The sequence below is a fragment of the Calothrix sp. NIES-3974 genome, assembly GCF_002368395.1.
In the GTDB taxonomy this organism is placed as follows: Bacteria; Cyanobacteriota; Cyanobacteriia; order Cyanobacteriales; family Nostocaceae; genus NIES-3974.
This window is the reverse complement of sequence record NZ_AP018254.1, coordinates 2,553,952-2,577,999: the sequence shown is the minus strand read 5'-3', so window position 1 is coordinate 2,577,999 and position 24,048 is coordinate 2,553,952. Positions and strand designations below refer to the sequence as shown.

General features: G+C 39.6%; 21 protein-coding genes. 17 read left to right on the top strand and 4 right to left on the bottom strand.

Annotated features, from left to right (window positions below; genetic code table 11):
* Window positions 1-148 precede the first annotated feature (148 nt).
* The 4 genes from CDC37_RS10215 to CDC37_RS10200 all read left to right on the top strand — a co-directional run bounded on the left by CDC37_RS10215 (window position 149) and on the right by CDC37_RS10200 (window position 6,445).
* Window positions 149-754 carry a nicotinate-nucleotide adenylyltransferase gene (locus CDC37_RS10215; RefSeq protein ID WP_096621722.1) on the top strand — a complete coding sequence of 202 codons (606 nt, stop codon included), beginning with the start codon at window positions 149-151 and terminating at the stop codon, window positions 752-754.
* Complete coding sequence (locus tag CDC37_RS10210; protein WP_096621721.1) at window positions 712-1,446, top strand: NUDIX hydrolase; 735 nt, start codon at window positions 712-714, stop codon at window positions 1,444-1,446. The genes CDC37_RS10215 and CDC37_RS10210 overlap by 43 nt, the downstream gene beginning before the upstream one ends.
* A 405-nt stretch (window positions 1,447-1,851) precedes the next feature.
* Window positions 1,852-3,552, top strand: a complete 1,701-nt coding sequence (locus CDC37_RS10205; protein WP_096621720.1) for an NAD+ synthase — start codon at window positions 1,852-1,854, stop codon at window positions 3,550-3,552.
* A gap of 961 nt (window positions 3,553-4,513) precedes the next feature.
* On the top strand, window positions 4,514-6,445 hold the full coding sequence (locus CDC37_RS10200; protein ID WP_096621718.1) for an FG-GAP-like repeat-containing protein: 1,932 nt from the start codon (window positions 4,514-4,516) through the stop codon (window positions 6,443-6,445).
* A 375-nt stretch (window positions 6,446-6,820) separates the two neighbouring features.
* Here CDC37_RS10200 and CDC37_RS25755 read toward each other — a convergent pair whose 3' ends face one another.
* Window positions 6,821-7,021, bottom strand: a complete 201-nt coding sequence (locus CDC37_RS25755) for a hypothetical protein (protein ID WP_157780707.1) — start codon at window positions 7,019-7,021, stop codon at window positions 6,821-6,823.
* A gap of 150 nt (window positions 7,022-7,171) precedes the next feature.
* On the opposite strand from CDC37_RS25755, the gene cas10 reads away from it, so the two are divergent.
* The 11 genes from cas10 to ndk all read left to right on the top strand — a co-directional run bounded on the left by cas10 (window position 7,172) and on the right by ndk (window position 18,486).
* Window positions 7,172-9,532 carry a type III-A CRISPR-associated protein Cas10/Csm1 gene (gene cas10, locus CDC37_RS10195; RefSeq protein ID WP_096621717.1) on the top strand — a complete coding sequence of 787 codons (2,361 nt, stop codon included), beginning with the start codon at window positions 7,172-7,174 and terminating at the stop codon, window positions 9,530-9,532.
* Window positions 9,533-9,597: 65 nt separating this feature from the next.
* Window positions 9,598-9,993: a type III-A CRISPR-associated protein Csm2 gene (gene csm2, locus CDC37_RS10190; RefSeq protein WP_096621715.1), complete on the top strand. Its 396-nt coding sequence runs from the start codon at window positions 9,598-9,600 to the stop codon at window positions 9,991-9,993.
* 2 nt (window positions 9,994-9,995) lie between these two features.
* Window positions 9,996-10,973: a type III-A CRISPR-associated RAMP protein Csm3 gene (gene csm3 / locus CDC37_RS10185; protein WP_096621714.1), complete on the top strand. Its 978-nt coding sequence runs from the start codon at window positions 9,996-9,998 to the stop codon at window positions 10,971-10,973.
* Between the two features lies 1 nt (window position 10,974).
* On the top strand, window positions 10,975-12,036 hold the full coding sequence (gene csm4 / locus CDC37_RS10180) for a type III-A CRISPR-associated RAMP protein Csm4 (RefSeq protein WP_096621713.1): 1,062 nt from the start codon (window positions 10,975-10,977) through the stop codon (window positions 12,034-12,036).
* 17 nt (window positions 12,037-12,053) lie between these two features.
* Window positions 12,054-13,364 carry a type III-A CRISPR-associated RAMP protein Csm5 gene (gene csm5, locus CDC37_RS10175; protein WP_096621712.1) on the top strand — a complete coding sequence of 437 codons (1,311 nt, stop codon included), beginning with the start codon at window positions 12,054-12,056 and terminating at the stop codon, window positions 13,362-13,364.
* A 40-nt stretch (window positions 13,365-13,404) separates the two neighbouring features.
* Window positions 13,405-13,860: a hypothetical protein gene (locus tag CDC37_RS10170; protein ID WP_096621711.1), complete on the top strand. Its 456-nt coding sequence runs from the start codon at window positions 13,405-13,407 to the stop codon at window positions 13,858-13,860.
* 22 nt (window positions 13,861-13,882) lie between these two features.
* Complete coding sequence (cas6, locus tag CDC37_RS10165; protein WP_096621710.1) at window positions 13,883-14,662, top strand: CRISPR system precrRNA processing endoribonuclease RAMP protein Cas6; 780 nt, start codon at window positions 13,883-13,885, stop codon at window positions 14,660-14,662.
* Window positions 14,663-14,672: 10 nt separating this feature from the next.
* On the top strand, window positions 14,673-15,908 hold the full coding sequence (csx2, locus tag CDC37_RS10160) for a TIGR02221 family CRISPR-associated protein (RefSeq protein ID WP_096621709.1): 1,236 nt from the start codon (window positions 14,673-14,675) through the stop codon (window positions 15,906-15,908).
* A gap of 217 nt (window positions 15,909-16,125) precedes the next feature.
* Window positions 16,126-16,746, top strand: a complete 621-nt coding sequence (locus CDC37_RS10155; RefSeq protein ID WP_096621708.1) for a hypothetical protein — start codon at window positions 16,126-16,128, stop codon at window positions 16,744-16,746.
* 186 nt (window positions 16,747-16,932) lie between these two features.
* Entirely contained in the window at window positions 16,933-17,439 is a 507-nt protein-coding gene (locus CDC37_RS10150; RefSeq protein WP_096621706.1) for a hypothetical protein, read from the top strand.
* Between the two features lie 597 nt (window positions 17,440-18,036).
* Window positions 18,037-18,486: a nucleoside-diphosphate kinase gene (gene ndk, locus CDC37_RS10145; RefSeq protein WP_096621705.1), complete on the top strand. Its 450-nt coding sequence runs from the start codon at window positions 18,037-18,039 to the stop codon at window positions 18,484-18,486.
* A 95-nt stretch (window positions 18,487-18,581) separates the two neighbouring features.
* Here the strand turns inward: ndk and tpiA are convergent, their stop codons facing one another.
* Window positions 18,582-19,307: a triose-phosphate isomerase gene (gene tpiA, locus CDC37_RS10140; RefSeq protein ID WP_096621703.1), complete on the bottom strand. Its 726-nt coding sequence runs from the start codon at window positions 19,305-19,307 to the stop codon at window positions 18,582-18,584.
* Between the two features lie 183 nt (window positions 19,308-19,490).
* Between tpiA and CDC37_RS10135 the strand changes: the two genes are divergently transcribed.
* A complete protein-coding gene (locus CDC37_RS10135) occupies window positions 19,491-20,711 on the top strand; it encodes an FAD/NAD(P)-binding protein (RefSeq protein ID WP_096621702.1) in 1,221 nt (406 codons plus the stop codon).
* A 72-nt stretch (window positions 20,712-20,783) separates the two neighbouring features.
* Here CDC37_RS10135 and CDC37_RS10130 read toward each other — a convergent pair whose 3' ends face one another.
* Both CDC37_RS10130 and CDC37_RS10125 read right to left on the bottom strand, forming a co-directional pair.
* Complete coding sequence (locus tag CDC37_RS10130; RefSeq protein WP_096621700.1) at window positions 20,784-21,554, bottom strand: pentapeptide repeat-containing protein; 771 nt, start codon at window positions 21,552-21,554, stop codon at window positions 20,784-20,786.
* A gap of 198 nt (window positions 21,555-21,752) precedes the next feature.
* A complete protein-coding gene (locus tag CDC37_RS10125) occupies window positions 21,753-22,088 on the bottom strand; it encodes a rhodanese-like domain-containing protein (RefSeq protein WP_096621699.1) in 336 nt (111 codons plus the stop codon).
* A 204-nt stretch (window positions 22,089-22,292) separates the two neighbouring features.
* Between CDC37_RS10125 and mutL the strand changes: the two genes are divergently transcribed.
* Window positions 22,293-24,026 (top strand): DNA mismatch repair endonuclease MutL, encoded by a 1,734-nt coding sequence (gene mutL, locus CDC37_RS10120; RefSeq protein ID WP_096621697.1) that lies wholly within the window; start codon window positions 22,293-22,295, stop codon window positions 24,024-24,026.
* Window positions 24,027-24,048: the final 22 nt, after the last annotated feature.

Below are 24,048 nucleotides of genomic sequence, written 5' to 3'. Positions count from 1 at the left end.
TCTCTACAAAATGTAAAATTATCAATCAATTCAAATTTGACCCACATCCATTCATATAGGGTTTATCACCCAAATCAAGGGATAATACAGGAAAACCCCAAACAAAAACCCAACTCCTGTATCCTGTATTCTATCTCCCGCTCAAATCATGAAAATCGCCTTATTCGGAACAAGTGCAGACCCCCCAACAGCTGGACACGGGGATATTCTCCAATTCCTGTCGGAACAGTTTGATTTAGTGATTGTTTGGACTGCGGAAAATCCCTTTAAGGGAGAACAAACTCCTTTACACCATCGTGTGGCAATGTTAGATTTGCTAATTCAGGATATTGACATACCCAAGGGTAATATCGAATTACGACAAGATTTAAGTCGTCGTCGCACCCTAGAAACCCTAGAATTAGCAAAACAATATTGGGGTACAGATAAGGTGGAGTATCACCTCGTTGTTGGTTCAGATTTGCTTTCCCAACTACCGCGCTGGTATCGGATTGAAGATTTATTACGACAAGTTAAGCTTTTTGTCATTCCCCGACCAGGTTATGGGATAGGGAGGGAAAATTTGCAAAAATTAGAAACCCTCGGTGCGCAAATTGCGATCGCCAATTACACTGGTAAGGATGTTTCTTCCACCAGATTCCGAGAACATGGCAATATACATGCATTGACACCTTCAGTTATTAATTATATTCACCAACAGCATTTGTACAAATGCCAGGATTACAACCCCCAGGAACAAACGACCAACCTTTAGCGGACTTCAAAGTCGGTGTTGATAATGTCATATTTTCGGTTGATACGGCTGAAAATCGCCTTTTAGTGCTACTGGGAAAACGTCAACAAGAACCATTCCGTAACGATTGGAGTTTACCGGGAACCTTGGTACGTCAAGGAGAATCCCTAGAGGATGCAGCCTATCGAATTATGGCTGAGAAAATTCGTGTGAAAAATCTTTATTTAGAGCAACTGTATACCTTTGGTGGTCCCCATCGCGACCCACGTGAGTCGGAAAATAGTTATGGTGTTCGTTATCTTTCTGTGAGTTACTTTGCACTGGTTCGTTACGAAGATGCAGAATTAATTGCCGATGAAATGCATAGTCTTTCCTGGTATCCTGTGAAGGAAGTACCGAAATTAGCCTTTGACCATAACCAAATATTAAGTTACGGTCATCGTCGTTTACGGAATAAATTAGAATATAGTCCTGTCGCCTTTGATGTGTTGCCTGAGTTATTTACATTAAATGATTTATATCAGCTTTACACAACAGTTTTAGGTGAAAATTTTTCGGATTATTCTAATTTTCGCGCCCGTCTTTTAAAGTTGGGATTTTTATCTGATACAGGGGTAAAAGTCTCACGGGGAGCCGGTCGTCCCGCCAGTTTATATAAGTTTAATGCCGAGGCTTTTGCTCCTTTTAAGGATAAGCCGTTGGTGTTTATTTGATTTAGCTAGAGACGACCCGTCGGGTCGTCTGTACAGGGAGTAGGGAGTAGGGAGTAGAGACGACCCGTCGGGTCGTCTGTACAGGGAGTAGGGAGTAGAGACGAACCGTCGGGTCGTCTGTTTAGAAAAAAAGATATTATTTGGGAAAAATTAATCAGAAAATTATTCATCCATTAAGCAAAATCCAAAATCTAAAATCTGTTGATTGGTAATCTCAAATCCAAAATTCCATTAATCATATCCCAGATTTCTCACAAACTTCTCAAACTTTCAGTGAGTAGGGAGTAGCAGGAAAATGAACCCACTACTCAAGACTTATCACTCCCTTGTGAGAAATGCAGGATATCTATACTCAAAACCAGACTTCTCACCCCCATCCAAAATCTAAAATCCAAAATCAAAAATATGAAAATTGCGATCGCTCAACTTAACCCCATTATCGGTGACTTACCCTATAATGCCGAAAATATCCTAAATGTAGCCCACCAAGCTGCTGAATCTGGTGTAGACTTATTGCTCACTCCAGAATTATCTATATGTGGTTATCCTCCCCGTGATTTGTTACTCAATCCGGGATTTATTACAGAGATGGGACATACCCTCACGGAGTTGGCTCAGAAACTACCGGCAAATTTAGCAGTGTTAGTGGGGACGGTAGCACCTAATCCGAATGTGGATATTAAGGGTGGTAAACCCCTATTTAACAGTATTGCCTTACTACATCAAGGTAAAATCGTTGATACTTTCCACAAGCGTTTGTTACCCACCTACGATGTATTCGATGAACGACGTTATTTTGAACCCGGTCACGAACCAAGTTATTTTAGCTTCGGTGATATTACCATCGGTGTGACCGTGTGTGAAGATTTGTGGAATGATGAGGAATTCTGGGGAAAACGCACCTATGCAGCTAATCCCATTGCAGATTTGGCTAGAATTGGTGTGGATTTAGTAGTCAATCTGTCCGCTTCACCCTACACCCTAGGGAAACAACAGTTGCGGGAAACAATGTTAGGTCACTGTGCAAGTCGATTTAACTTACCAATAATTTATACCAATCAAGTTGGTGGAAATGATGATTTAATTTTTGATGGCAATAGTTTTGCTTTAAACCGTAACGGGGAAGTGGTTTGTAGACTACCGGGATTCACCACAGATTTGACTTGTATAGAATTCAACTCAGAAACAGGCGATTTAATCCCCGGCGAAATAGTACCTAATTACACATCAAGTGATGAGGAAATTTGGCAGGCCTTAGTATTGGGTGTACGTGATTATGCGTATAAATGTGGTTTTAAAACAGCCATCCTGGGATTAAGTGGAGGGATTGACTCAGCCCTAGTTGCAGCGATCGCCACCTCAGCTTTAGGAGCAGATAACGTGTTAGGGGTGTTAATGCCATCCCCCTACAGTTCCTCCCATTCCGTCAGTGATGCCCTAATGTTAGCGAAGAACCTGGATATTGCCACCCAAACCCTCCCCATCGGGGAACTAATGCAAAGCTTTGACCATACCCTCGCTCCATTATTTGCGGGGACAGAATTTGGTATTGCCGAGGAAAATATTCAATCCCGCATCCGTGGAAACCTATTGATGGCGATCGCTAATAAATTTGGTCATCTACTACTATCCACCGGTAATAAATCGGAGATGGCAGTAGGATATTGTACCTTGTACGGAGATATGAATGGTGGATTAGCCGTAATTGCCGATGTCCCCAAAACCCGTGTCTACTCCCTTTGCCATTGGTTAAATCAAAAAGGCAAAGAAATTATCCCTGTAAATATTCTGACCAAACCCCCCAGCGCCGAACTCAAACCCGGACAAGTTGACCAGGATTCCCTACCACCCTATGATATTCTCGATGATATTCTGCAACGATTGATTAATCAGCACGAATCCGCCAGTCAAATCATTGCCGCAGGACATGACCCAGAAACCGTCAACAAGGTGATTCGTTTAGTCGCTAGGGCAGAATTCAAACGCCGTCAAGCACCCCCAGGGATAAAAATTACCGATAGAGCCTTCGGTACGGGGTGGAGAATGCCTATTGCAAGTAACTGGTTAGCAGTGAAAAATGCTTATCAAGTAATTCGTAATTCGTAATACCCGCTACGCGGGAAGCAAGCTACGTAATTTGTAATTCTGCCTAGTACTCCATGTCATTAATTTTGATGGGTAAAAAAGGCACGTAGTAGCGCTAGTCTACGACAACCCTGCGGGTATAGCGCCTTTGTCATAAAGCTTTTTTGAGGCTAGAGCCACAACTACCAACCCATCAGAACTAATGACGCAGACTACTAGTACTCCATGTCATTAATTTTGATGGGTGAGAAAAGGCACGTAGTTATACTTTAGCGCTTTATACTAACAGACCAGGTAATTTGTAAGTAGATTATAGCCCAAAAGATTTGATTTTCCCACTACTCCCTACAAGTTTTAGGGATTTATGAGAAATCTGGGGTAATACCGTTTTACTTTGGAGTTGATACCTTTAGGGATGCAAGGGGAGTATATGTATCAAAATTTTGGTGAAATGATATAAGTCTTATGTTTATTTCATGAATGTCTGATTTAGTTTGTGTGATTGTAGTATTTTAACTATATTAGCGCCCGTAATTACTGCTAATTTTTTATGTAGTAATAAACATCAGTATTGAAATCCGGGCTGGAAATGACAGTATATCTACCCAGTAGATTTCTATCTTTGAGAGGGTGTTTAAATATGCTGTGGAAAAAAGTTTGTGTTTAGGTGATAGTAGGAATATATTGGCTGACTCGACTACTATCTTTGCTATAATTCCCTATTTTCCGTTTATCGAATGTGACACTAATTAGCATCATTTTTAATTAAATGAATGAATAGTTTTTGTACATCTTAAGTATCATCATTTTTGAGCCTTTTATCAGCAATTGCATCAGAATCATGACCTGCTAAAAACAAATTTATATCCCCATAAAAATATTCCAAAAATTGGTATATCTCGGTGTATTCGTACTTATTTTCTTCTCGATACATATATATTCACATAGCCAACATTACACACCTTATCTTAATCAAATCAAAATGGAAAATATGACTCCAATTGACCAAAATGCCAGTCAATTAGGTACTAATATTCAAAAACAAACTGGTATTTGGTACAGCACTTGGTATGCCAATAAAGGTGCTTACCATTGGATAACTGGACATGGAATAGGTTCGAGTTCTCAAATGCTAGGCGATGTAGATAGTGACGGGAAGGATGATGCAATCGTTTATTTTGCTCAAACTGGAGAGTGGTACGCATCTCTTTCCAACGGGAATGGATTTAACGGATTCACAAGATGGATTGGTGGACATGGTATCGGCTCTAGCAAGCAAATGTTGGCTGATGTGAATGGTGACGGAAAGGATGATGCAGTTGTTTATTTTGCTCGGACTGGAGAGTGGTACGTATCTCTTTCCAACGGAAAAGGATTCAATGGCTTTACGAGATGGACTGGTGGACATGGTATTGGCTCCAATAACCAAGTATTGGCTGATGTAAACGGGGATGGAAGAGCTGATGCTGTCGTTTATTTTGCTCAGACTGGAGAGTGGTTTGTTTCTCTTTCCAATGGAAATGGATTTAACCGATTCACTAGATGGAGTAGGGGATATGGTAGCAGTTCCAATGCTCAAATGCTAGCCGACGTGAACGGAGATAGAAGAGCTGATGCTGTTGTTTACTTTGCTAATACTGGAGAATGGCATGTATCTCTTTCTAATGGAAATGGATTTAATCCCTCCATTCGCTGGATTCGGGGACATGGAATCGGTTCCACTAGACAAATGCTAGGTGATGTAGATGGTGATGGCAAAGCCGATGCAGTTGTTTACTTTGGTCAAAAAGGTGTAGATAGTGGCTCTTGGTACGTTGCCAGATCCAATGGAAAAGCCTTTGAAAACTTCTATCTTTGGAAAGTAGAACATGGACAACCATCTAAGTACAACAACGACAAAGGCTCCAGTTGGCAAGGCTTAGGTAAGATTTACGGTCATACTTCCGCCTACGCTCCTGTAGTCTTCTCCCCCCACGAAGGACAATGGCGAGCTTTACCACCAGATAAATACGGAAAACCCAATATTATGAATACCTGGGAAGCATGGGATATTAAATATCGTCCCTATACCCTGGGTGAATATCGAGCCTATGATACCCAAGAAGCAGCAGTGATCGATGAACATCTGCGAATGATTACAAAAGCAGGTATTGATTTCCTAATATTCGATTTAACTAATACTCTGGATACGGATGAAGGGTATATTACAGAGGGCGCAAAAGTAGTCGCAGAGAGAATTCGGATTTGGAACTCCAACAAAGAGAATACTCCGGTTAAATATGCGATCGCGGTTGGTGGTATGCAGTATACTGGTAATCCCCGAACTTTAGAACAGGAAGCTAATTCAATCTGGAATCAGTTTATTGACTATTTTGGAACGGATAATTACTACCACCTAGATGGAAAACCCTTATTAGTTAGTTATTCAACCTATACACAGCGTGATCGATGGACAACAGCAAGAATTAATAAATCTGCAACCAGTCGTTTTAATCTTCAGTGGGCTCAAGGTTCTGTTCCCGACACAGAGAACAAAAGACAGGTTCCTTTACCAAGTGAATATGGCTCCTATTTAGGTTGGGGTTATCCCCAGGGTTCTCTGCCGAACAAAGATGTAATGGTAGTAATGCCTGGTTGGAATAATCGAGTTCATATGTTTAGATATCGATACGACAATGGTGTGGAGGGGAATTTCTACTCAATCAAGGGATGGGAACGAGTTTTAGCTCAACAACCAAGAATGGTAATCATTAACTCCTTTAATGAATATCTAGAACACACGGGTGTTGCTCCAGCAGATACCTCTGGTGTCACAGATGCCTTTAGCATTAGTTTAGGACAAAGATGGAGTAATCCTGATTTTTATTGGAACATGACCGTTGAATACAACAAGCGATATAAAGGCATCCAGTAATCTAACTCATTCGTGAGAGGTTAAAAGGTCAGATACCGTTTATCTATGCGTTGGTGGAGTCAACACTAAGTGTATTTAAGGTTAGAATTATTTCACATGCATCAGTGAATCCAAGGGCGACCCGTGTGTGAACGCTGTGTTGATGGCGTAGTTGGCAAATTTTAATACTCTCCGCTACCGGTTTTAGCTTTTCAGTCCCTCTTCCTGCGGAAGAGGGATTTTGATTGCTATTCGGGATTGTGATATACCTGCCAATGCCAGCAATATTACTTAATAAAACTAATATTTATTTACATTTTAATCACAATTATTATTCTCAAACAACTGAATTTAGCTTGATAATAACTGTATATAACTTTTACAAATAATTCCCTATCAAGATGTGGAATGCGCGTATTCCACCATGTTGGATAATGATCTAGAGATTTCAACAGTCACAAAAGTTAGTTTACAAGTCTGGCAAATGTTAATTCCAGTTTGAAATGGAGGGAATAGAGATTTTGCGATGTTTGACGACAAACCTTGCAAGTACGTGGTTTTTGGCAAAAATGGTAGGCTGTGATTTGTATCACTCACAGGTCTACGTGTAATCTGGGAAGATTTACCGGAATTTTTCAATCATAAGACCAAATTAGTATCATATTTAACTTAAATCTAGTAAGAATTTGGATTCAAGGATTAGCAAGTGAGGGTGAGAGGGAGAGTATTGGGAGAGGTTAATTTGTAATGAGTAAATTAAATGTTGCAGAACAAGCTGCTTTGCAAGTTGTACAAGAAGCCATTCAAATTTTGGGGAGGTGGAGTGAATACACATTCAAAAGTGAATTAACTAGGTTAGTGAGTGATAATCGGGACAATAGAGGAAAAGCAGTTGTCCAATCTAAAAAATTACTTGGTTGGAAGGATGGAGATGGACTAGGAACATTGTCCTGCTTATTTGATTTGATCAGTTTGGAAGCAAATACCAGCAATTCAGGGACAGGAAAGGATAATTTGGGATATTATTGGAAACCTGATTGGATTGATAGTGAAGCGGAAAGCTATCCCAAAATTCCCTATCCAGTTAAAAAAGCAGATTTTGTCGCTGATTTTAACCATCTCAAAAGGGAGATTAGAGAAGTATTAGATAAATTAGATGATCAGGATTGGAATAATCTATCTTTGTTGAGTTTAATATTGGAGAAATATGGCTCTTTTATTAGCTTTGGAGAATTGGATATTGCGTTTGTAGATATAATTAGGAGTACAGCTGCGATCGCAGCTATTTTAGCAAGCAATCCAGAGAGTGAAAATCTAACTTTAATTGCTGGAGATTTATCGGGTATTCAAAAGTTTATTTATACAATTTCTGCTGACGGTGCGTTGAAGTCTTTACGTGCAAGAAGTTTTTATTTGGAGCTAGTGATAGAGGAAGTTGTTCAGCAAATTTTAGAAAGTTTAGAATTGCCCCGTACCAATGTGATTTATGCTGGGGGTGGTAATTTATATATATTAGCTCCAGGGGGAGAATCAGTTACAGATTCAGTTCAAGATGTTCGTCAGCAATTTAATCAATGGCTGTTGCAGGAATTTCAAGGTAAGCTTTTTTTAGCTCTTGATTATTTATCATTTTCTGTTGAAGATATTAACACCCAAAAATTTTCCCAGTATTGGTCGGAAATAACCAGTAAAAACCTAGCCAAACAAAAATCCCAGAAGTTTGCTGAAAATATTAGTGAATTTATCAAGGTAGATGAAAGTCATGAACCCTGTAAAGTATGTCATCGTGATGATGTCGAACCAGGACATTTAAAACCTTTAAATAACAATGAGTCTGATTCACCTCTTGCTTGTGATACCTGTCGCAGAATGTTTGACTTAGGGGGAAAGTTATTAAGAGTTGAAGTTATAGTCAGGTCGCAAAATGAAAGTCTGGGTGAAAGTTTGAAGCTAGATACATTAAAGTTTCAACTTCCCCAGACAGAAAAACAGGAAGCGAAAACTATTTATTACCATTTATTCAAAAAATGGAAGCAAATTGTTCCAGAAAATGACACAGCCTTATTGGTAAATGATTGGAATATAGAACATTATCAATTTTCCCATTATCAACAACCTGTACCTCTATTACTAGGTAACTACGGAAAAGAAACACAAAAGCCAGAAGCAGAAAGCAACGCTACCTTTATGCGTGCAGGAGAAATGGCAGAACTTGCGATTGGAATCAAGCGAGTTGCTTATCTACGGATGGATGTGGATCGATTAGGACAAATTTTTGCTAGGGGTTTAGGAGACAAGCAAAATTTACCGAGATTAGCTGGTTTATCCAGACAGATGAGCTACTTTTTCAAAGTTTATCTTAACAGTTTGGCAATGAATCGTAGTGAGAATATTCCTGATAATATCCGAAGTTTAACTCAGCAGGAAAACCCAGGTAATTCGAGAAATATACTTTTTATTTATGCAGGAGGTGATGATTTATTTATATCTGGTGCATGGAACGAAGTGGTGGATTTTGCCTTTGATATTTATCAATGTTTTCGTGCTTACACTGGATATAATTCAGATGTTACTATATCAGGAGGTATCAGTATTGATGAGGTGAAATTTCCCCTTTATCAATCTGCTCGCTCATCCGGAAAAGCTGAAGATGCAGCCAAGGATAATGGTAGGGATAGTTTAGGTTTATTTGGTCAAGTTTTTAAATGGAATGAATGGTTAGGAAGAAAGGAAATAAATATAGGCGATGCTGAAATTAGCAAATATTTACAATCAGAAGAAAAGCCCGAACTATTAGGAGTGTTACCATTTGTAGAAAGGTTAAATAATCAAAATATTGATGTAAATTGTTCTCGAAATTTTGTGCGTAATTTATTGATTACAGCCGAAATTCAAGAAAAAGCTCTAGAAAAATTTAAAGACAATCAAAAATCTGTGGAGGCTTTAGGAACTCGTTACTATTTACATTTACCAAAAATCGCTTATACCTTAGCGAGATTACCAAAAGGTGTACTGGAAGACCGGGATTTTCGCAAATCCTTGAAAAGTCCGTATAATGCACCTTATTTCCGTGCGATCGCAACTTGGATTGAATTATTAAATCGCTAGAATTTATGTCAGAATTAATTCAACCAAAATCACCTTCTCAATTGCCAGATACTAGATAATCAAATATGAGTATTGTGGAAAATATCGTTAAAACTATTAATAACCTAAAGGATGGATTAAAAACCTATCCAATTCGTGAATTAGTCAAACACGCAGAAGAATTTGGACCTTATCTTAAAAAAGAAAGGTTGGAAACAAATCAAGTTCGTAAATTTTTGGACGCAGTGAATCGCTTGAAAGCTGAGTTAGGGGAAACGGGAGATTTTGCCAAAATTGAAACGGAAGTAGTTTTATTAAAGCCTAAATTAGCCTACGCTGCTGCAAGACAAAGAGCTGCAAAACCATTAGGTGAAGTGATGTCAGCAGCGATTGATAAAGTTCACAGCAAAGAAGATTTTGAAAGGTTAGTGCAATTACTCGAATCAATTATTGCTTATCACAAAGCTGAAGGTGGAAAATAAATATGTCAGTATCATACGAACAAAAACCCCTGCTTGGTAAATTAACCCTCACCAGTCAACTTTCTGCGGAAACAGGGTTACATATTGGTGGTGGTGGCGAAAATTTAGATATTGGTGGATTAGATAAACCAGTAATTCGCGATCCATTAACAAAATATCCTTATTTACCAGGTTCTTCGATTAAAGGTAAACTGCGTTCTATTCTAGAAAGGCTGTTAAAAAAACCTTTGAATCGCACGGGAGGAAGCGGAACTTGGCGTTATGAAAGTGATGATTTAGCCGATGGTTTTACAGAGGTAGCATCTGGTACATTTATTGCTTATGAAGGTGCTAGAACCTGTCCAATTAGTCGTGTTTTTGGGTCTACTGGTGGCTCTAATTTGTGGATGGCAATTGAAACTGCACGACAAGAAGGATTATACGAAGAGAATAAAAGAAATCCTACCAATACAATTGAAAATAAAAATTGTATTCAAATTAATCGTGGACGAAATGCACCTGCTCGTTTAATTATTCGTGATTGTCATTTACTCCCAGAATCGGCTGAAAAACTTAAACAGGTTGATACTGGTTTATACATGACTGAATGGAAATTTGAAAATGGTATTGACAGAGTCACAGCAGCTGCAAACCCTAGACAATTAGAACGAGTTCCAGCAGGTTCTAAATTCCAATTTGAGTTAGTTTACACCGTAGAAGATAGACATCAAGCGATTGAGGATTTACAAAATATTGCCATCGCTCTGGCAATTTTAGAAGATGATGCACTGGGGGGACATGGTTCACGGGGTTATGGGAAAGTCAAATTTCAAAACTTTGATATTTCCTATCGCAGTTTAGAACAATATCGTCAAATTGTCAGTAGCACTTCTGGAACATCAAGCTTACAAGTATTGGAAACTATTAGGGATACCCAAACACTTTTAGCGAACTTTTCCAGCTTACGTGATTATGTCAATCGGTTACTACCAGGAACTTAATATGGGTGTTTGGAAACTAATCAAACTCAATTTTGGTCGCAGTCCCGCACATTTTGGTGAACTGGGAATCGGAATGGAAGAAACAAGCGATCGCCTTCGCTCGGATGCTTTATTTAGTGCGTGGGTGAGTATCTATGCACGGTTATTTGGTAAAGCTGTGATTGAGGAATTATTGGGGATGTTCCCTTCTCCGGAAAATCCCGAATCAACTCCACCTTTTCGCATCAGTTCCACGTTTATCTATAGAGAGATTGGGGAGGAAACCATATATTACCTTCCCCGTCCCCTAAAATTTCCCCTCAATTATCCAGAAGAGGATTTAGATTTTTTTAAAGCCTATAAAAAGCTCAGTTACTTACCATTGAAAATATGGCAAAGATGGTATCAAGGAACAGGATTTAATTCCAGCGATCGCAATGAGTTAAGTACCTATAGTAAGCTGGGAGAATCGAAGGGAGAATTATCTCAAGCTGGAGCATTTGATTACGGCAAAGCTTTCAAAATTGATAAGATTCCCAAAGTTGGCATAGATAGGGTGACGAGAGCAACAAACTTTTATCATACGGGTTTTGTCCAGTTTCAATGGGAAGAAAGTAAAAATCCCGCAGGTTTATATTTTCTCTTAGAATTATCCGAAAGCGGTGATCAACTAGAAGATAAATTGCAAGCAGCTTTGCACTTATTAGGAGAAGAAGGATTAGGGGGAGAACGTTCTAGTGGTGCAGGAAAATTTCAAGTCACATGGTTAGATTTACCAGATGCTTGGCAAAAAATAGTTAATTTTGCAGACGGAAATCAGCACACCCTCTTGAGTTTATTTTGGGATACAACCATAACCAGTGATTTTTTAAAAACCGCTAGTTACGAAATTCAAGAAAGAGGTGGTTGGATAGCAGAAACTCAACTACGACGGAAAAAAGTCCGAATGTTTGTCGAAGGTTCGGTATTTCCAATTCAACCCCAGGGAAAGCTAGTGGATGTTACACCTGAATTATTTCACAAACATCGAATTTATCGCAGTGGTATTAGTTTAAGTTTACCAATTCAAGTTCAAGATAAATAAACAGGATTACAAAGATTATGCTTGTTTCCCCCGAATCATCTCTAAAAAAACCAGATGTTTATGAAACTCAAAAAATACAACTCACCAGTCCCATTTTACATATTGGTTCCGCAGTATCGAAACTAAACCCCTTTGAATACGTACAAACAGCAAGAAAAGTCTACCTTCCTAATCAAGAAGCACTTGCTAAAGCACTGCATAAACAAGGTGGTAGATATCTGAATGACTATATCCAAGCAATCAATAATCGGGATAATCTAGAAAACCTCCTTAAAGACGCTTTTGGTGAGCAATGGTGGGATGCAAAAGATGAAAATGGAAAATTAATTTTTCCCAAACAAGCTACTAGTCATAAACATACGGAAGAGAGAATCACAGATTTACGTCCGATGATTCGTAACGGGATGGGACAGTTGTATATACCCGGTTCTTCCATCAAAGGAGCAATTAGAACAGCCATTGCTTATTATTTATTAAAACATAGCGATCGCTTTCACATCCCCGAACAGTGTCGAGTCAGTGAAATCGAGAAAAAATTACGTAGTCATTTGGGTGAACTGAAAAATAAACACAAACAAAAATTCACCGATGATGACCTATTTATGAATAATTTATTCTCAGATTACCAACTTATATATCAAGATAAAAAATACAACGGAAGTAATCAAAATAGAGATTTTCTCCGAGCTTTAAGCGTTAGCGATTGTCAACCTTTGATAGAGAGACAGATTACCACCAAACCAGGTAAATCTATTCCTGTAAATGTACCAATCGTAGCTGAGGTAATAGTTTCCAGTCGCTACCCTGATTATCTCGCAAAATATAAAGCATCCCTTTATGTGGAAATGGTACGCAATGTCCAAACAACATTTACCCTGACACTCGATACAGAAATGCTTTCCTGGTTTAAACATAAACAAGGTATGCAAATTCCATTTACGAATTTAGAAGAATTATTAAAAATATGTCAAGAATTTACTCAAGAACAATGGGATTATGAACATGATTATTGGAACGATATTAAAAATAACCCCCGCGCAGCAGGGAAAAACTTAGATTTTAGTTCTATTCGTCAATTTTATGAACCTGAAAAATCACCATTTTCCATGCGATTGGGTTGGGGAAGCGGAATGACTGGAACAACCATAGGTTTATTATTTGATGACCAATTGCGAGCAGATATTCGCGATACCTGCGGATTAAAAGCACCTGGTTTTGAAGCTGCAAAATCTCGACGAACTGTGATGAATCCGAATGGGGAAATCAAATTTGTACCGGGATGGGTGAAATGCAGAATAATAGAATCAGATAATTGTTCTAAATTGTAATATCAATACTAAAATTTCTGTAAGCTAATATTAATATCGTATGCCAAATTATCTCAAAATAATTGAAATTATTGGACTTCATCATCGCTTTGATATCATTCATGATTTTTCTCCAGGAGTTAATATCTTACATGGTGTTAACGGAACTGGGAAAACTACAGAAATATCCTCTGACAAACTTGAAGAAGTTATTAATCTTTATAACAAATGGGATAAAAAAATAAAATCTGAACAAGTTGATTTTAATGTCATTAGATGGATCTGTCATGGTCATATTGGAATTAATATTCTATTGGAAGCTTACTGTAGTTGCTTATTGTATTGTGATAAAAGCAAAAAAGATAAATCCGAAATACGAAAAATAAAAAAGCGAACAATATACAAATACTTTGCTAATTGGTGGGCATCTCACTCTATACAAGATAAATACCTTTATCCCAAAGAAGTTTTAGAAAAATTAGGTTTTAATCTTAAAAATATGAAAATTGATGCATAAAATAATTAATTTTTAAAGAATCATGCTTATAAATTCAACTTGGACAGTCACCGTATCCGAACCAACCACATTACCCCGTTCCTGCAACCTGGAACTCGTAAAAATCCTGCATGAACGTATTGGTTTGGAATTCGGTAGCGAACAAATTCCCTCCACATCATTTTCTGGAATATGTGGCTCTTTTTTAAAACAACAAAATTTTATTACTTTACAACCGGAAGATTTTTATCAAATATCTCTATCGGGATTAAAAGAAGATGTGAGTAAAGCTATTCTTGAATTAAACCTTAATGATTCCCTGGAGTTTCTCGGTGCTAAATTAAATATAATTAATCGTGAAGATAAAAATACCAGCTATGAAGAACTATATACCAAATTAGTCGCCAATGAACCGGAACCAATTCGTCAATTTAACTTGCAATTTACCACCCCCACAGCTTTCGCACAATCTGGTAGCACCCTACCTTTACCCTTACCATCTTTAATGATTCGTAGTTGGCTAGAACGGTGGAATTATTTTGCTCCTGTCTATTTAGGAGGTGATGAATTAATCAGTTATTTTAATCATGCTTTAATCCTCAAACAGCATCGCATTCAAACCCGTAGGATTCAAATGTATAAAGGTTATGTGAATGGATTTATCGGAGAGGTGACACTACAAATATTGAATCGTGCAGATGCTTTGTTGGCAAATGTAGCTGATTTGTTGGTGCAATATGCTGAGTTTGCGGGAACTGGGATCAAGACACGGTTAGGAATGGGACAGACAATTGTAAAACTAAAACAAGAACTGAGACAATAGGAGTTTTATTATGCGAACTATTATTACCTTTCTCAACAATAGAGGATTGATGCCAGGCTCATTTTATACTTGGCAAGGAAAAGAATATGAGGGTGGAGTTTTTAGTTTAGCCTTACGTCAATTTGTTGAGCATGATCGAATGCTTGTTTGTAATACTCCAGAAGCTCAAGAGAAAACCTGGCCTGAATTATTAAAACTGAATGATAATCGCATTGAGCCAGTTTCAATTCCTAAGGGTGAAACAACAGCCGAAATGTGGGAAATTTTTAATACAATTACAGAACGAGTAAATTATAGAGAAACAGTCATATTCGATATCACTCATGGTTTGCGATCGCTGCCATTTTTAGTATTTTTATTCGCAGCTTATCTTAAGTCAGCTAAACAAGTACAAATCGAAGCTATTTATTATGGTGCATTTGAATTAGGAAAACCCGCACCAGTTATTGATTTATCCGAATTTATCGGTATTATTGATTGGCTCACAGCAACTAATCAATTTGTAAAAACAGGTAATGGGGAAGCACTTGCTGATTTACTTAGAAAAGGTATACCATCTAGTATAGAGTTGCGTGATAATATTGATGCGCGAGAGTTAAAAAATCATCTTGATTCTGCATCTAAAGCTATTGAAGCTATTTCTTCCGCATTACGTCTGACCAGACCAACGGAGACAATGGAGCAGGCAACAAAGCTTGAAGAAGCATTAAAAAAAGCTGAACCTAGTATTAATAAAAAAGCGCAGCCATTTAGTATTTTAACAGAACAAGTAGTTAACGAATATGGGCAATTTGCACTTGAAAAACCTAGGGAGAATTCACAGTTAGTCGAAAACTTACGGTTACAGTTAAAGATGATTGAATGGTATCGAGATAGACAACAAATTGTACAGGCTGTAACTTTAACACGCGAATGGATTGTTTCTGTTTTAGCCCTTAATTTTGAAGAAGAAATGTTTGATAATAAAAATGGGCGTTCTGAAGTTGAAAAAGCCTTAAATAACGGAGTTAAAATCCAAGCAAAACAAGAAATAAATAAACCGAGTCGTTGTGATGAAAAGCTCAAAGAGATACCGAATAAGGAAGATTTAATCAACCACTGGCAGCAAATTACAGAATTAAGAAATGATATTGCCCATGTTGGTATGAATCCTCACCCAAAACAAGCTAAACAGCTAAAAGATAGCTTTGAACGTATATACCCATTCCTCTCGAAGTTTGCGGAATCACTGTTATCTACAAATTAATTAAAGCAAGTCTATTTTGAGGAAATTCAATAGTACTGAATCGATGCTATTAACTATATCTATCACCATCGGTTGTTCCTTTCAAGCAATCATCACCTCAATCCCCAATCCTCAATCATTAACCAAAACAGAAAAGCCAGCACCTTACTCTTCCTATGCGATACCATGAGAATAATCTGAGTCTGTAGAAAAGCATCACTGAAACGAAGGGATAAATATGGCTTTTAGTAATTTTAAAACCATCGGTGAAGTTCTCAAGGAATACCAAGTCACCTATAACCAGTCAAACTTTGTTGGAGAAGCACCCTTTAATATCCCCGATTATTTCCGAGCGGATTTAAACGAAGTCATGGAGGATGGAGTTGTTTCCAATTCAGAATTTGCAATTTGTGAAAATTTAATTTATCCAGTCTTAAAAGAAGTCTGGAAGAAATATAAAACCCAGTTTACAATCTGGAGTCATCAATCTTTTAATTATGATGAAAAACTTTCAGGATTTCCAGAATATATAATTGCCAAACGTTCTCCCCTAGGCAAAGTTGTGTTTGATAAACCATATTTCATTTTGGTGGAAGCAAAGCAAGATAATTTTGAAGCTGGTTGGGCACAATGTATCGCAGAAATGATTGCTGCACAGCGCTTAAATAGTGATTACCCAATCACTATATTTGGTATTACTTCTAATGGTGATATATGGCAATTTGGAAAGCTAGAAGGGAGTAACTTTACTATAAATATTAATCCTTATACTATATATGATTTAGATAAACTCTTTGCGGTTGTCAATTTTGTTTTCCAAGAATGCGAAAAACAACTCAATCATTTAATAGTGGCTTAATTATTTATTGTTCTCACCGAATCGAAGTATACTATACCCGGATTTCTCACAAATCCCTCACAGTCACAGAAAATAGGGAGTGGGAGTAGGGAGTAGAAAGAAAATAAAGCTGTTACTCAAAACTTACCGTTCACTTGTGATAAATACAGGTATACACATTTTCCAAAATCTAAAATCCAAAATCCTATGACCAAAATCCTTCTTGTCACCGTCGGTGGTTCCTTCCAACCAATTGTCACCTCAATCCGTAGTCTCCAACCCCATCGTGTGGTCTTCATTGCATCGGATGGGGATAAAGGTAGCAAATCCCAAGTAATTGGAGAAGGAACACCCTGCGAAATCCGTCGGAGTGTGGAAGTGGTGGAAAGATTACCCAATATTCCCACACAGGTGGGTTTGGGAGAAAATTTTCAGCGCGATCGCGATTTAATCCTGATCCAAAATCCCGATGATTTGTCGGAGTGCTACTGCAAAATCAAAGCTTGTATCGACACTTTACAACGGGACGGCAATCACGAAATTATGGCGGATTATACTGGGGGAACTAAAACCCTATCCGCATCGATGGTATTAGCTGCTGTGGATTGTCTGATTCCCCTGTATATTACGATTGCTGCTAGGGATAATCTAATTAAGGTGGAAAAAGGTGAATTGACCCAATTGGTTGATACCAGCTTTCGCTCTGGTAAGTAGGGAGGTTAGGGAACGGGGAGTAGGGAATAGTTTGAAACCAACAATTCCACTTTTGCTTGGCTTCAAAAAATTACAAGGGTTTTTGAGCTTCTATATAAATACCTATTTGTTTGTACTTTTAGCGACTAAAATACCTTCCAAAGCCTACAAGATAAGGGTTTTACTCACTAAAGCGCTACTACCTGCCTTTTCTTTCCCATCAAAATTAATTGTGGTGGGGTACTAAGTTTCTAGGGTAATTTCGATTTTAATACAAATTGGTATCAGAAACCTGGAAATATTTCTACACCGAAAGATACTTTCTAGGATATTCTGGTTTTGGATTTTAGTTTTCGGGAGGAAAGGAGTGAATTTAGCATCATTCCCCAATCCCAAATTGAAAATCCATCGACCCGGAACGGCTAGTTAGTAACCACGCTTTACACTTGTATTTCTCACAAATTCCTCAAACCTACAGGGTGTAGGGAATAGAAGGAAAATTCATCCGTCACTCAAGACTTATATTCTGTATAACTTACTTGGGAGAAATCCGGTTACAGCGCACCCGTTAGGGTAATATCAAATCGAAATTATTTTGCTTTTTTCAAGGAGACTGCTTTGGAACGCACTTTTTTGGCAATTAAACCCGATGGGGTACAGCGTGGACTCGTAGGGGAAATTATTAGCCGCTTTGAGACCAAAGGTTTTACTTTGGTGGGGTTAAAATTACTAAATGTGAGTCGGGAACTGGCTGAAGCCCACTATGATGTTCACCGGGAACGTCCTTTTTTTCCTGGTTTGGTGGAATTTATTACCTCTGGACCCGTAGTGGCAATGGTTTGGGAAGGTGATGGGGTAATTGCCGCAGCACGGAAGATGATTGGTGCTACTAACCCCCTGAATGCTGAACCTGGAACCATTCGCGGTGATTTAGGTATTAATATTGGCCGCAATATTATTCATGGTTCCGATGCTCCGGAAACTGCTCAAAAAGAAGTTTCTCTGTGGTTCAAAGATGAAGAGTTGGTATCTTGGCAGCCACAAATGACTCCTTGGCTACACGAATAATTGCGTAATTATATTTAAATACCTTCCTAGACGCGATGCTCCTCAAAGGAGCTACGCACATTATGCGATCGCATCTAGGGGGAAATTTTGTGGTTTCAGTGATAATTAACTATTCTGGCAAAGCTTTCTGCTTCTAGGCTTGCACCCCCCACCAATACCCCATCAATTTCTGGTTGAGCCATGATGTCGTCGATTAGGTTGGGTTTGACAGAACCACCGTACTGAATCGGCACATCTGGATTTTTCAATTGAGTACGAATCAGACCAATTACACGATTTGCTTCCTTCGATTCACAGGTGTCACCTGTGCCAATTGCCCAAATTGGTTCATAGGCAATGACTAAATTATCTTGATCTACACCAACCAAATCCCGCTCGATTTGCATGGCAATTAATTTTTCCGTTTCTCCCCTGTCCCGTTGCTGTTTGGTCTCCCCCACACACAAAATCGGCGTTAAACCATGCTTTTGGGCTGATTTTAAGCGTAAATTCACTGTTTCATCGGTTTCCCCAAAATACTGACGACGCTCACTATGGCCAATCACTACATAACGTACACCTATCTCCGTTAACATCGGTGGAGATATTTCCCCTGTAAAAGCCCCTTCATCTTGCCAATGGACATTTTGCGCTCCTAACATCACACGGCTACCGTGTAAATTACGCGACAAGACATTCAAATCGGTAAAGGGAACGCACAAAATTATCTCTCGTTCAGTTGGTGTTTCTTGGACGGCAGGCAAAAACGATTTTAAAAAATCTTCAGATTCTGCCTGGGTTTTGAACATCTTCCAGTTCCCAGCAATAACAGTTTTTCGCACAGGTAATTTCGTCAAAATTTACATAATACTTAATGCATATACACTCTAACAGAAAGTGCGTACCTGTTCTCCATCATGGTAGCTACCTAGTCTTGACTTAACCATATCTAGGTGCAAAGAGCAACCATTGGGTCTGTCACGTTATGATCAAAATGATAATGATTATAATTATATTTCGGCTCAATGGAGAAAAATCGATTCCAGTTACCAGAGCGAATCAACTTAGCAATTATTGGTGCTGGTCCCCACGGGTTGACCCTAGTCACCCATTTGCTGCAAAAACGAGGGAAAATGCGGGGAAGATTTTTGGTATTTGACCCCAGTGGTCGGTGGATGAGTCGCTGGGAGGAGCAATTTGCCAGATTGAAAATACCTCACTTGCGATCGCCTGCGGTACATCATCCAGATCCGAATCGTTTTGGGTTGCGAAAATTTGCTGAATTCCGGGGGGGTGAGTTGTTTCCACCCTACGATTTACCGGGAACGAAGTTATTCCAGGATTTTTGCGCAGATATTATTTCCCGTTGGGATGTGGAGAAGGAAGTTATCCCTGTTGCTGTCACCCGAATTGAACCTGTAGGGAATGATTTGCGGTTATGGTTGGCTAATGGACAAAAAATCATCGCTAGACGAGTTATCCTTGCAACTGGTAGCGCTAATTTACAAATACCTGATTGGGTGCAGAAGATTCAGTCTTCATACCCAGAGGACAAACTGTGTCATTCCCATGATGTGGATTTACGTCGCTTACAGTTGGGGGGTGAACAGATTTTGATTATCGGTGGTGGTTTAACCAGTGGACATTTAGCTTTAGGTGCTGTATCCCAAGGTGCAAAGGTGCATTTGCTGGTACGCAGAAAACTCCAAGAAAAGCTCTTTGATGCAGAACCTGGTTGGTTAGGTCCAAAATATCTGCAGAACTTTTTTGCGACAGGGGATTATCACCAACGTTGGAATCAAATTCAACAAGCACGGAATGGGGGTTCGGTGACTCCCGCAATGGGAATGGAATTACGACGACAGGTACGTGCTGGAAATCTCCAACTCCACGAAAATTGTCAAGTGGTTGAAGCAAGGTGGGTTGATAATAAATGGCAGGTGGTATGTAGCGATGGGAGTATCCTGGAATTTGACCGGATTTGGCTATCTACTGGAACAAAATTTGATGTCACCCAGGAACCTTTGTTGACAGATATTTTAGCTGCTTACCCTATTCCCATAATCAATGGTTTACCGGTGTTAGATCCATCCCTGGGTTGGCATGGTTGCGAATTGTACATGATGGGTGGACTCGCTGCTTTGCAAATTGGACCAACTGCTCGCAATTTATCGGGAGCTTTGATGGCTTGTGAAAAGATAATTCCAGCAATCATAAAAGCTAGGGTTCCCGCAGCCACAAAATAATCAAAATAATAGCGATATATTATATTTTGGTAGGGATGTGATATATTGCCTCCCTACCGTTGCCAATTGGGATTAAAATGGCAAAAATTGCAACAATAACGATGTTAAACCACTGACAAAATCCATAAAACTCGGTTTACCTGCACTGACTTTTGTTTCTGGATTAGTGGTCAGTTCGGTAATAAAAGCCTGTGTTGTTTGTAAACCCTCTTGATTGTTTTGGGATTTAAACATTTTGATGGCAATTTGAGCATCGACATAGGCTGCTTGACGGTCAAATAATTGATACTTCGCAATACCTCTGGCTAAATACGCACCAGCGTAATCAGGTTTGTTGGCGATCGCTTGGTCAAAATAATAAATCGCTTGCTGTTGGTTTCCCCGTTCTGCTGCTGCTACACCTAACCGATATAATTCCTCTGGGCTAACGATTTGATGGGGAATACCCCTTGCACCTTCGAGGTTTGCTCCATTGGTGGCCACATCTTCAAAAATGGCTCCGTATAAATTGGTGTTGCGCAAGTCCGCACCTAATAGCGTACTTCCACTGAGTTTAGCCCCAGTTAAATTAACACCATGTAAACTCGCACCTGTTAAATTTGCACCCCGCAAATCCGCACCCATCAAGTTGGCACGACTCAAGTTAGCTCCAGCTAAATTGGCTCCGGATAAATTCGCTCCTGACAAATCCGCCATTACCAGACCCGCACCACTTAAATTGCAGTTAGGGCAATTTTTTGTGGATAGCAATTGACGCAGGTGTTCAGGGTTTTCAGCATTAGCTGGTAAATTTACTGTACTTAAAGTTAAAAGTGTTGCCACACTGAATATCAAGCTTTTCATCTGCACTACTGGTATTTTGTTACTTGATACTCAAATTTAACTCAGAAAAATTACAAATGGTTGCCATGTATTAAGTACACAACAACCATACTGATTTTGGTCAAGATTATAGAGATTTCCGGTCTGCAAAAACCACCGATAGGTTTGCTTGACGACTCTTGATGACAAAAACTTAACTTTTCTTCATAATTAACAGGATTACATCCCTTCAACAGCTCCACCGATAGCTTTCCATGCGCTGAGTCCACCTTTTAACTCAGAGACATGGTTAAATCCCTGACCACGGAGTAAACTAACAGCCTGTGCAGCTTGAGCGTCATTTTCTCCGTAAACGACTATTTCCCGATTTTGATGTAGACAAGTTTTTGCACGGGTGGTCAAATCTTCTAAAGGCATGGGGATTGCTCCCATGATATGGCCGTGGTTAAAAGTAAAGCGATCGCGTACATCTAGTATGGTTAAACTTGGTTGTCCCCAATCTAATCGAGATTTGAGTGCGTGGGCATCTTCGTAATCAATCAAATGGTTCTGCATAAGCATATATCCCTTGTAACGCTAATCAGCAATCTACCAAAGTTCCCTTTTAAATGCGGAATTTGTTTACAATCAATAAATATTTTTCGCGAATTTCCCATTTAAATATTGCTTGATTTTACAAAACATAAATTTTTGTTTTGTTTCTTCATGAAACATCGCCAAAAAGTAGCTTGGGTAACGTTATCGTCTAGACTGGGAAATATGGCAGCTAGTAGAATCCAAGTTTTACCCAGGGAAGTCGTCCGATTAATTGCAGCCGGGGAGGTAATCGACTCGTTGGCGGCTGTTGTCCGCGAGTTGGCAGAAAATTCCCTGGATGCGGGTGCAACGCGAATTGTTGTCCATTTGTATCCCCAGGAATGGCGAGTGCGGGTTGCGGACAATGGTGTGGGGATGAGTTATGAGGATTTGTTGGCGGCAACCCAGTCCCACAGTACCAGTAAAATTCAGAGTTGCGTCGATCTACAACACATCCAAAGTTTAGGGTTTCGCGGTGAAGCTTTACATAGTTTAGCTGCTTTAGCCGATTTAGAAATCCTCAGTCGATGCAGTGTACCCCATCACAATGACACACCTGTACGGGCAAACCCATCCTGTGGTTGGGGAGCAAAATATGGACGGGACGGGCAATTACTCAAAATAGAAACAGTCGCGATCGCACCGGGAACGGTGGTGACGGTGAGTAATCTTTTTGCTAATTATCCGGCTCGACGGCAGGGAATGCCTAGTCTTTGTCAACAGCTGAAGGCGGTAACTACCACAATACAACAAATCGCCCTCTCCCATCCCCAAGTTGCTTGGCAAGTCTGGCAAAATGACCGTATTTGGCTGAAAATTGCTCCAGGAGCCACTATCGGCAGTCTGTTACCCCAATTTATTTCCCAGGTACGCAGTCAGGATTTACAGGAATTAACCATCCCTGTAGCGCAACTACCCGATAGCGACCACCAGGAACAAGCCACCATTCACCTTGCGATTGGCTTACCCGACCGTTGTCATCGTCATCGTCCCGACTGGGTACGGATTGCCATCAATCGCCGATTTATCAAATCCTCCGAGCTAGAACAAACTATTTTTAGTGCCTTTCATCGAACTTTACCACGCGATCGCTATCCCATCTGCATTATCCATTTACTTGTCCCCCCCCACCACATCGATTGGAACCGCAACCCTGCGAAAAGCGAAATTTATCTCAAACACCTCGGTTTTTGGCAATCCCAAATTACCTACGCAATTAACCAAGCTCTCAACCTGCATACGGATACTAGTTGCGCATCCAATCATACTACTCGCATCAGCAAAATCCTCAAGGCCGCAGAAGCCACTAATCCCTACCACAGCCATCGTTCCATTCCCCATACACCATCGGAACCAGCATCTGGAGACATCCACCGACAACGCCTCAAAGCAGTAGCCCAAATTAATCACATGTACATCGTCGCCGAACATCCCGGTGGTATGTGGTTAATCGAACAACATATCGCCCACGAACGGGTTTTATACGAACAAATCTGCGACCACTGGCAAATCGTTCCTGTGGAACCACCGATAATTCTCTATCAACTCAGCGAGAAACAGGTATTACAGCTACAGCATATTGGGTTAGACATTGAACCATTTGGTGAACAGCTATGGGCAGTCAGAAGCATACCCGCGATGCTAAAGGGAAGAGATGACAGCAATGATGCTATTTTGGAATTAAGCTTAGGTGGAGATTTACAAGCAGCCCAGGTGGCAGTTGCCTGTCGCAGCGCCATTCGCAATGGTACACCCCTGAGTTTACCACAAATGCAAAACCTCTTGGATGACTGGCAAAAAACCCGTAATCCCCATACCTGTCCCCACGGTAGGCCGATTTATTTATCATTAGAAGAACCAGCTTTAGCCAGATTTTTCCGTCGTCATTGGGTCATTGGTAAAAGTCATGGAATTTAAAGGACTAGGAGCGAACAGAAAC

Bases quoted from the DNA above. Each gene is read 5' to 3' on its own strand.
- CDC37_RS10215 (WP_096621722.1), top strand. From the start codon at position 149: ATGAAAATCGCCTTATTCGGAACAAGTGCAGACCCCCCAACAGCTGGA.
- CDC37_RS10210 (WP_096621721.1), top strand. From the start codon at position 712: ATGCCAGGATTACAACCCCCAGGAACAAACGACCAACCTTTAGCGGAC.
- CDC37_RS10205 (WP_096621720.1), top strand. From the start codon at position 1,852: ATGAAAATTGCGATCGCTCAACTTAACCCCATTATCGGTGACTTACCC.
- CDC37_RS10200 (WP_096621718.1), top strand. From the start codon at position 4,514: ATGGAAAATATGACTCCAATTGACCAAAATGCCAGTCAATTAGGTACT.
- cas10 (WP_096621717.1), top strand. From the start codon at position 7,172: ATGAGTAAATTAAATGTTGCAGAACAAGCTGCTTTGCAAGTTGTACAA.
- csm2 (WP_096621715.1), top strand. From the start codon at position 9,598: ATGAGTATTGTGGAAAATATCGTTAAAACTATTAATAACCTAAAGGAT.
- csm3 (WP_096621714.1), top strand. From the start codon at position 9,996: ATGTCAGTATCATACGAACAAAAACCCCTGCTTGGTAAATTAACCCTC.
- csm4 (WP_096621713.1), top strand. From the start codon at position 10,975: ATGGGTGTTTGGAAACTAATCAAACTCAATTTTGGTCGCAGTCCCGCA.
- csm5 (WP_096621712.1), top strand. From the start codon at position 12,054: ATGCTTGTTTCCCCCGAATCATCTCTAAAAAAACCAGATGTTTATGAA.
- CDC37_RS10170 (WP_096621711.1), top strand. From the start codon at position 13,405: ATGCCAAATTATCTCAAAATAATTGAAATTATTGGACTTCATCATCGC.
- cas6 (WP_096621710.1), top strand. From the start codon at position 13,883: ATGCTTATAAATTCAACTTGGACAGTCACCGTATCCGAACCAACCACA.
- csx2 (WP_096621709.1), top strand. From the start codon at position 14,673: ATGCGAACTATTATTACCTTTCTCAACAATAGAGGATTGATGCCAGGC.
- CDC37_RS10155 (WP_096621708.1), top strand. From the start codon at position 16,126: ATGGCTTTTAGTAATTTTAAAACCATCGGTGAAGTTCTCAAGGAATAC.
- CDC37_RS10150 (WP_096621706.1), top strand. From the start codon at position 16,933: ATGACCAAAATCCTTCTTGTCACCGTCGGTGGTTCCTTCCAACCAATT.
- CDC37_RS10135 (WP_096621702.1), top strand. From the start codon at position 19,491: ATGGAGAAAAATCGATTCCAGTTACCAGAGCGAATCAACTTAGCAATT.
- CDC37_RS10130 (WP_096621700.1), bottom strand. From the start codon at position 21,554: ATGAAAAGCTTGATATTCAGTGTGGCAACACTTTTAACTTTAAGTACA.
- CDC37_RS10125 (WP_096621699.1), bottom strand. From the start codon at position 22,088: ATGCAGAACCATTTGATTGATTACGAAGATGCCCACGCACTCAAATCT.
- mutL (WP_096621697.1), top strand. From the start codon at position 22,293: ATGGCAGCTAGTAGAATCCAAGTTTTACCCAGGGAAGTCGTCCGATTA.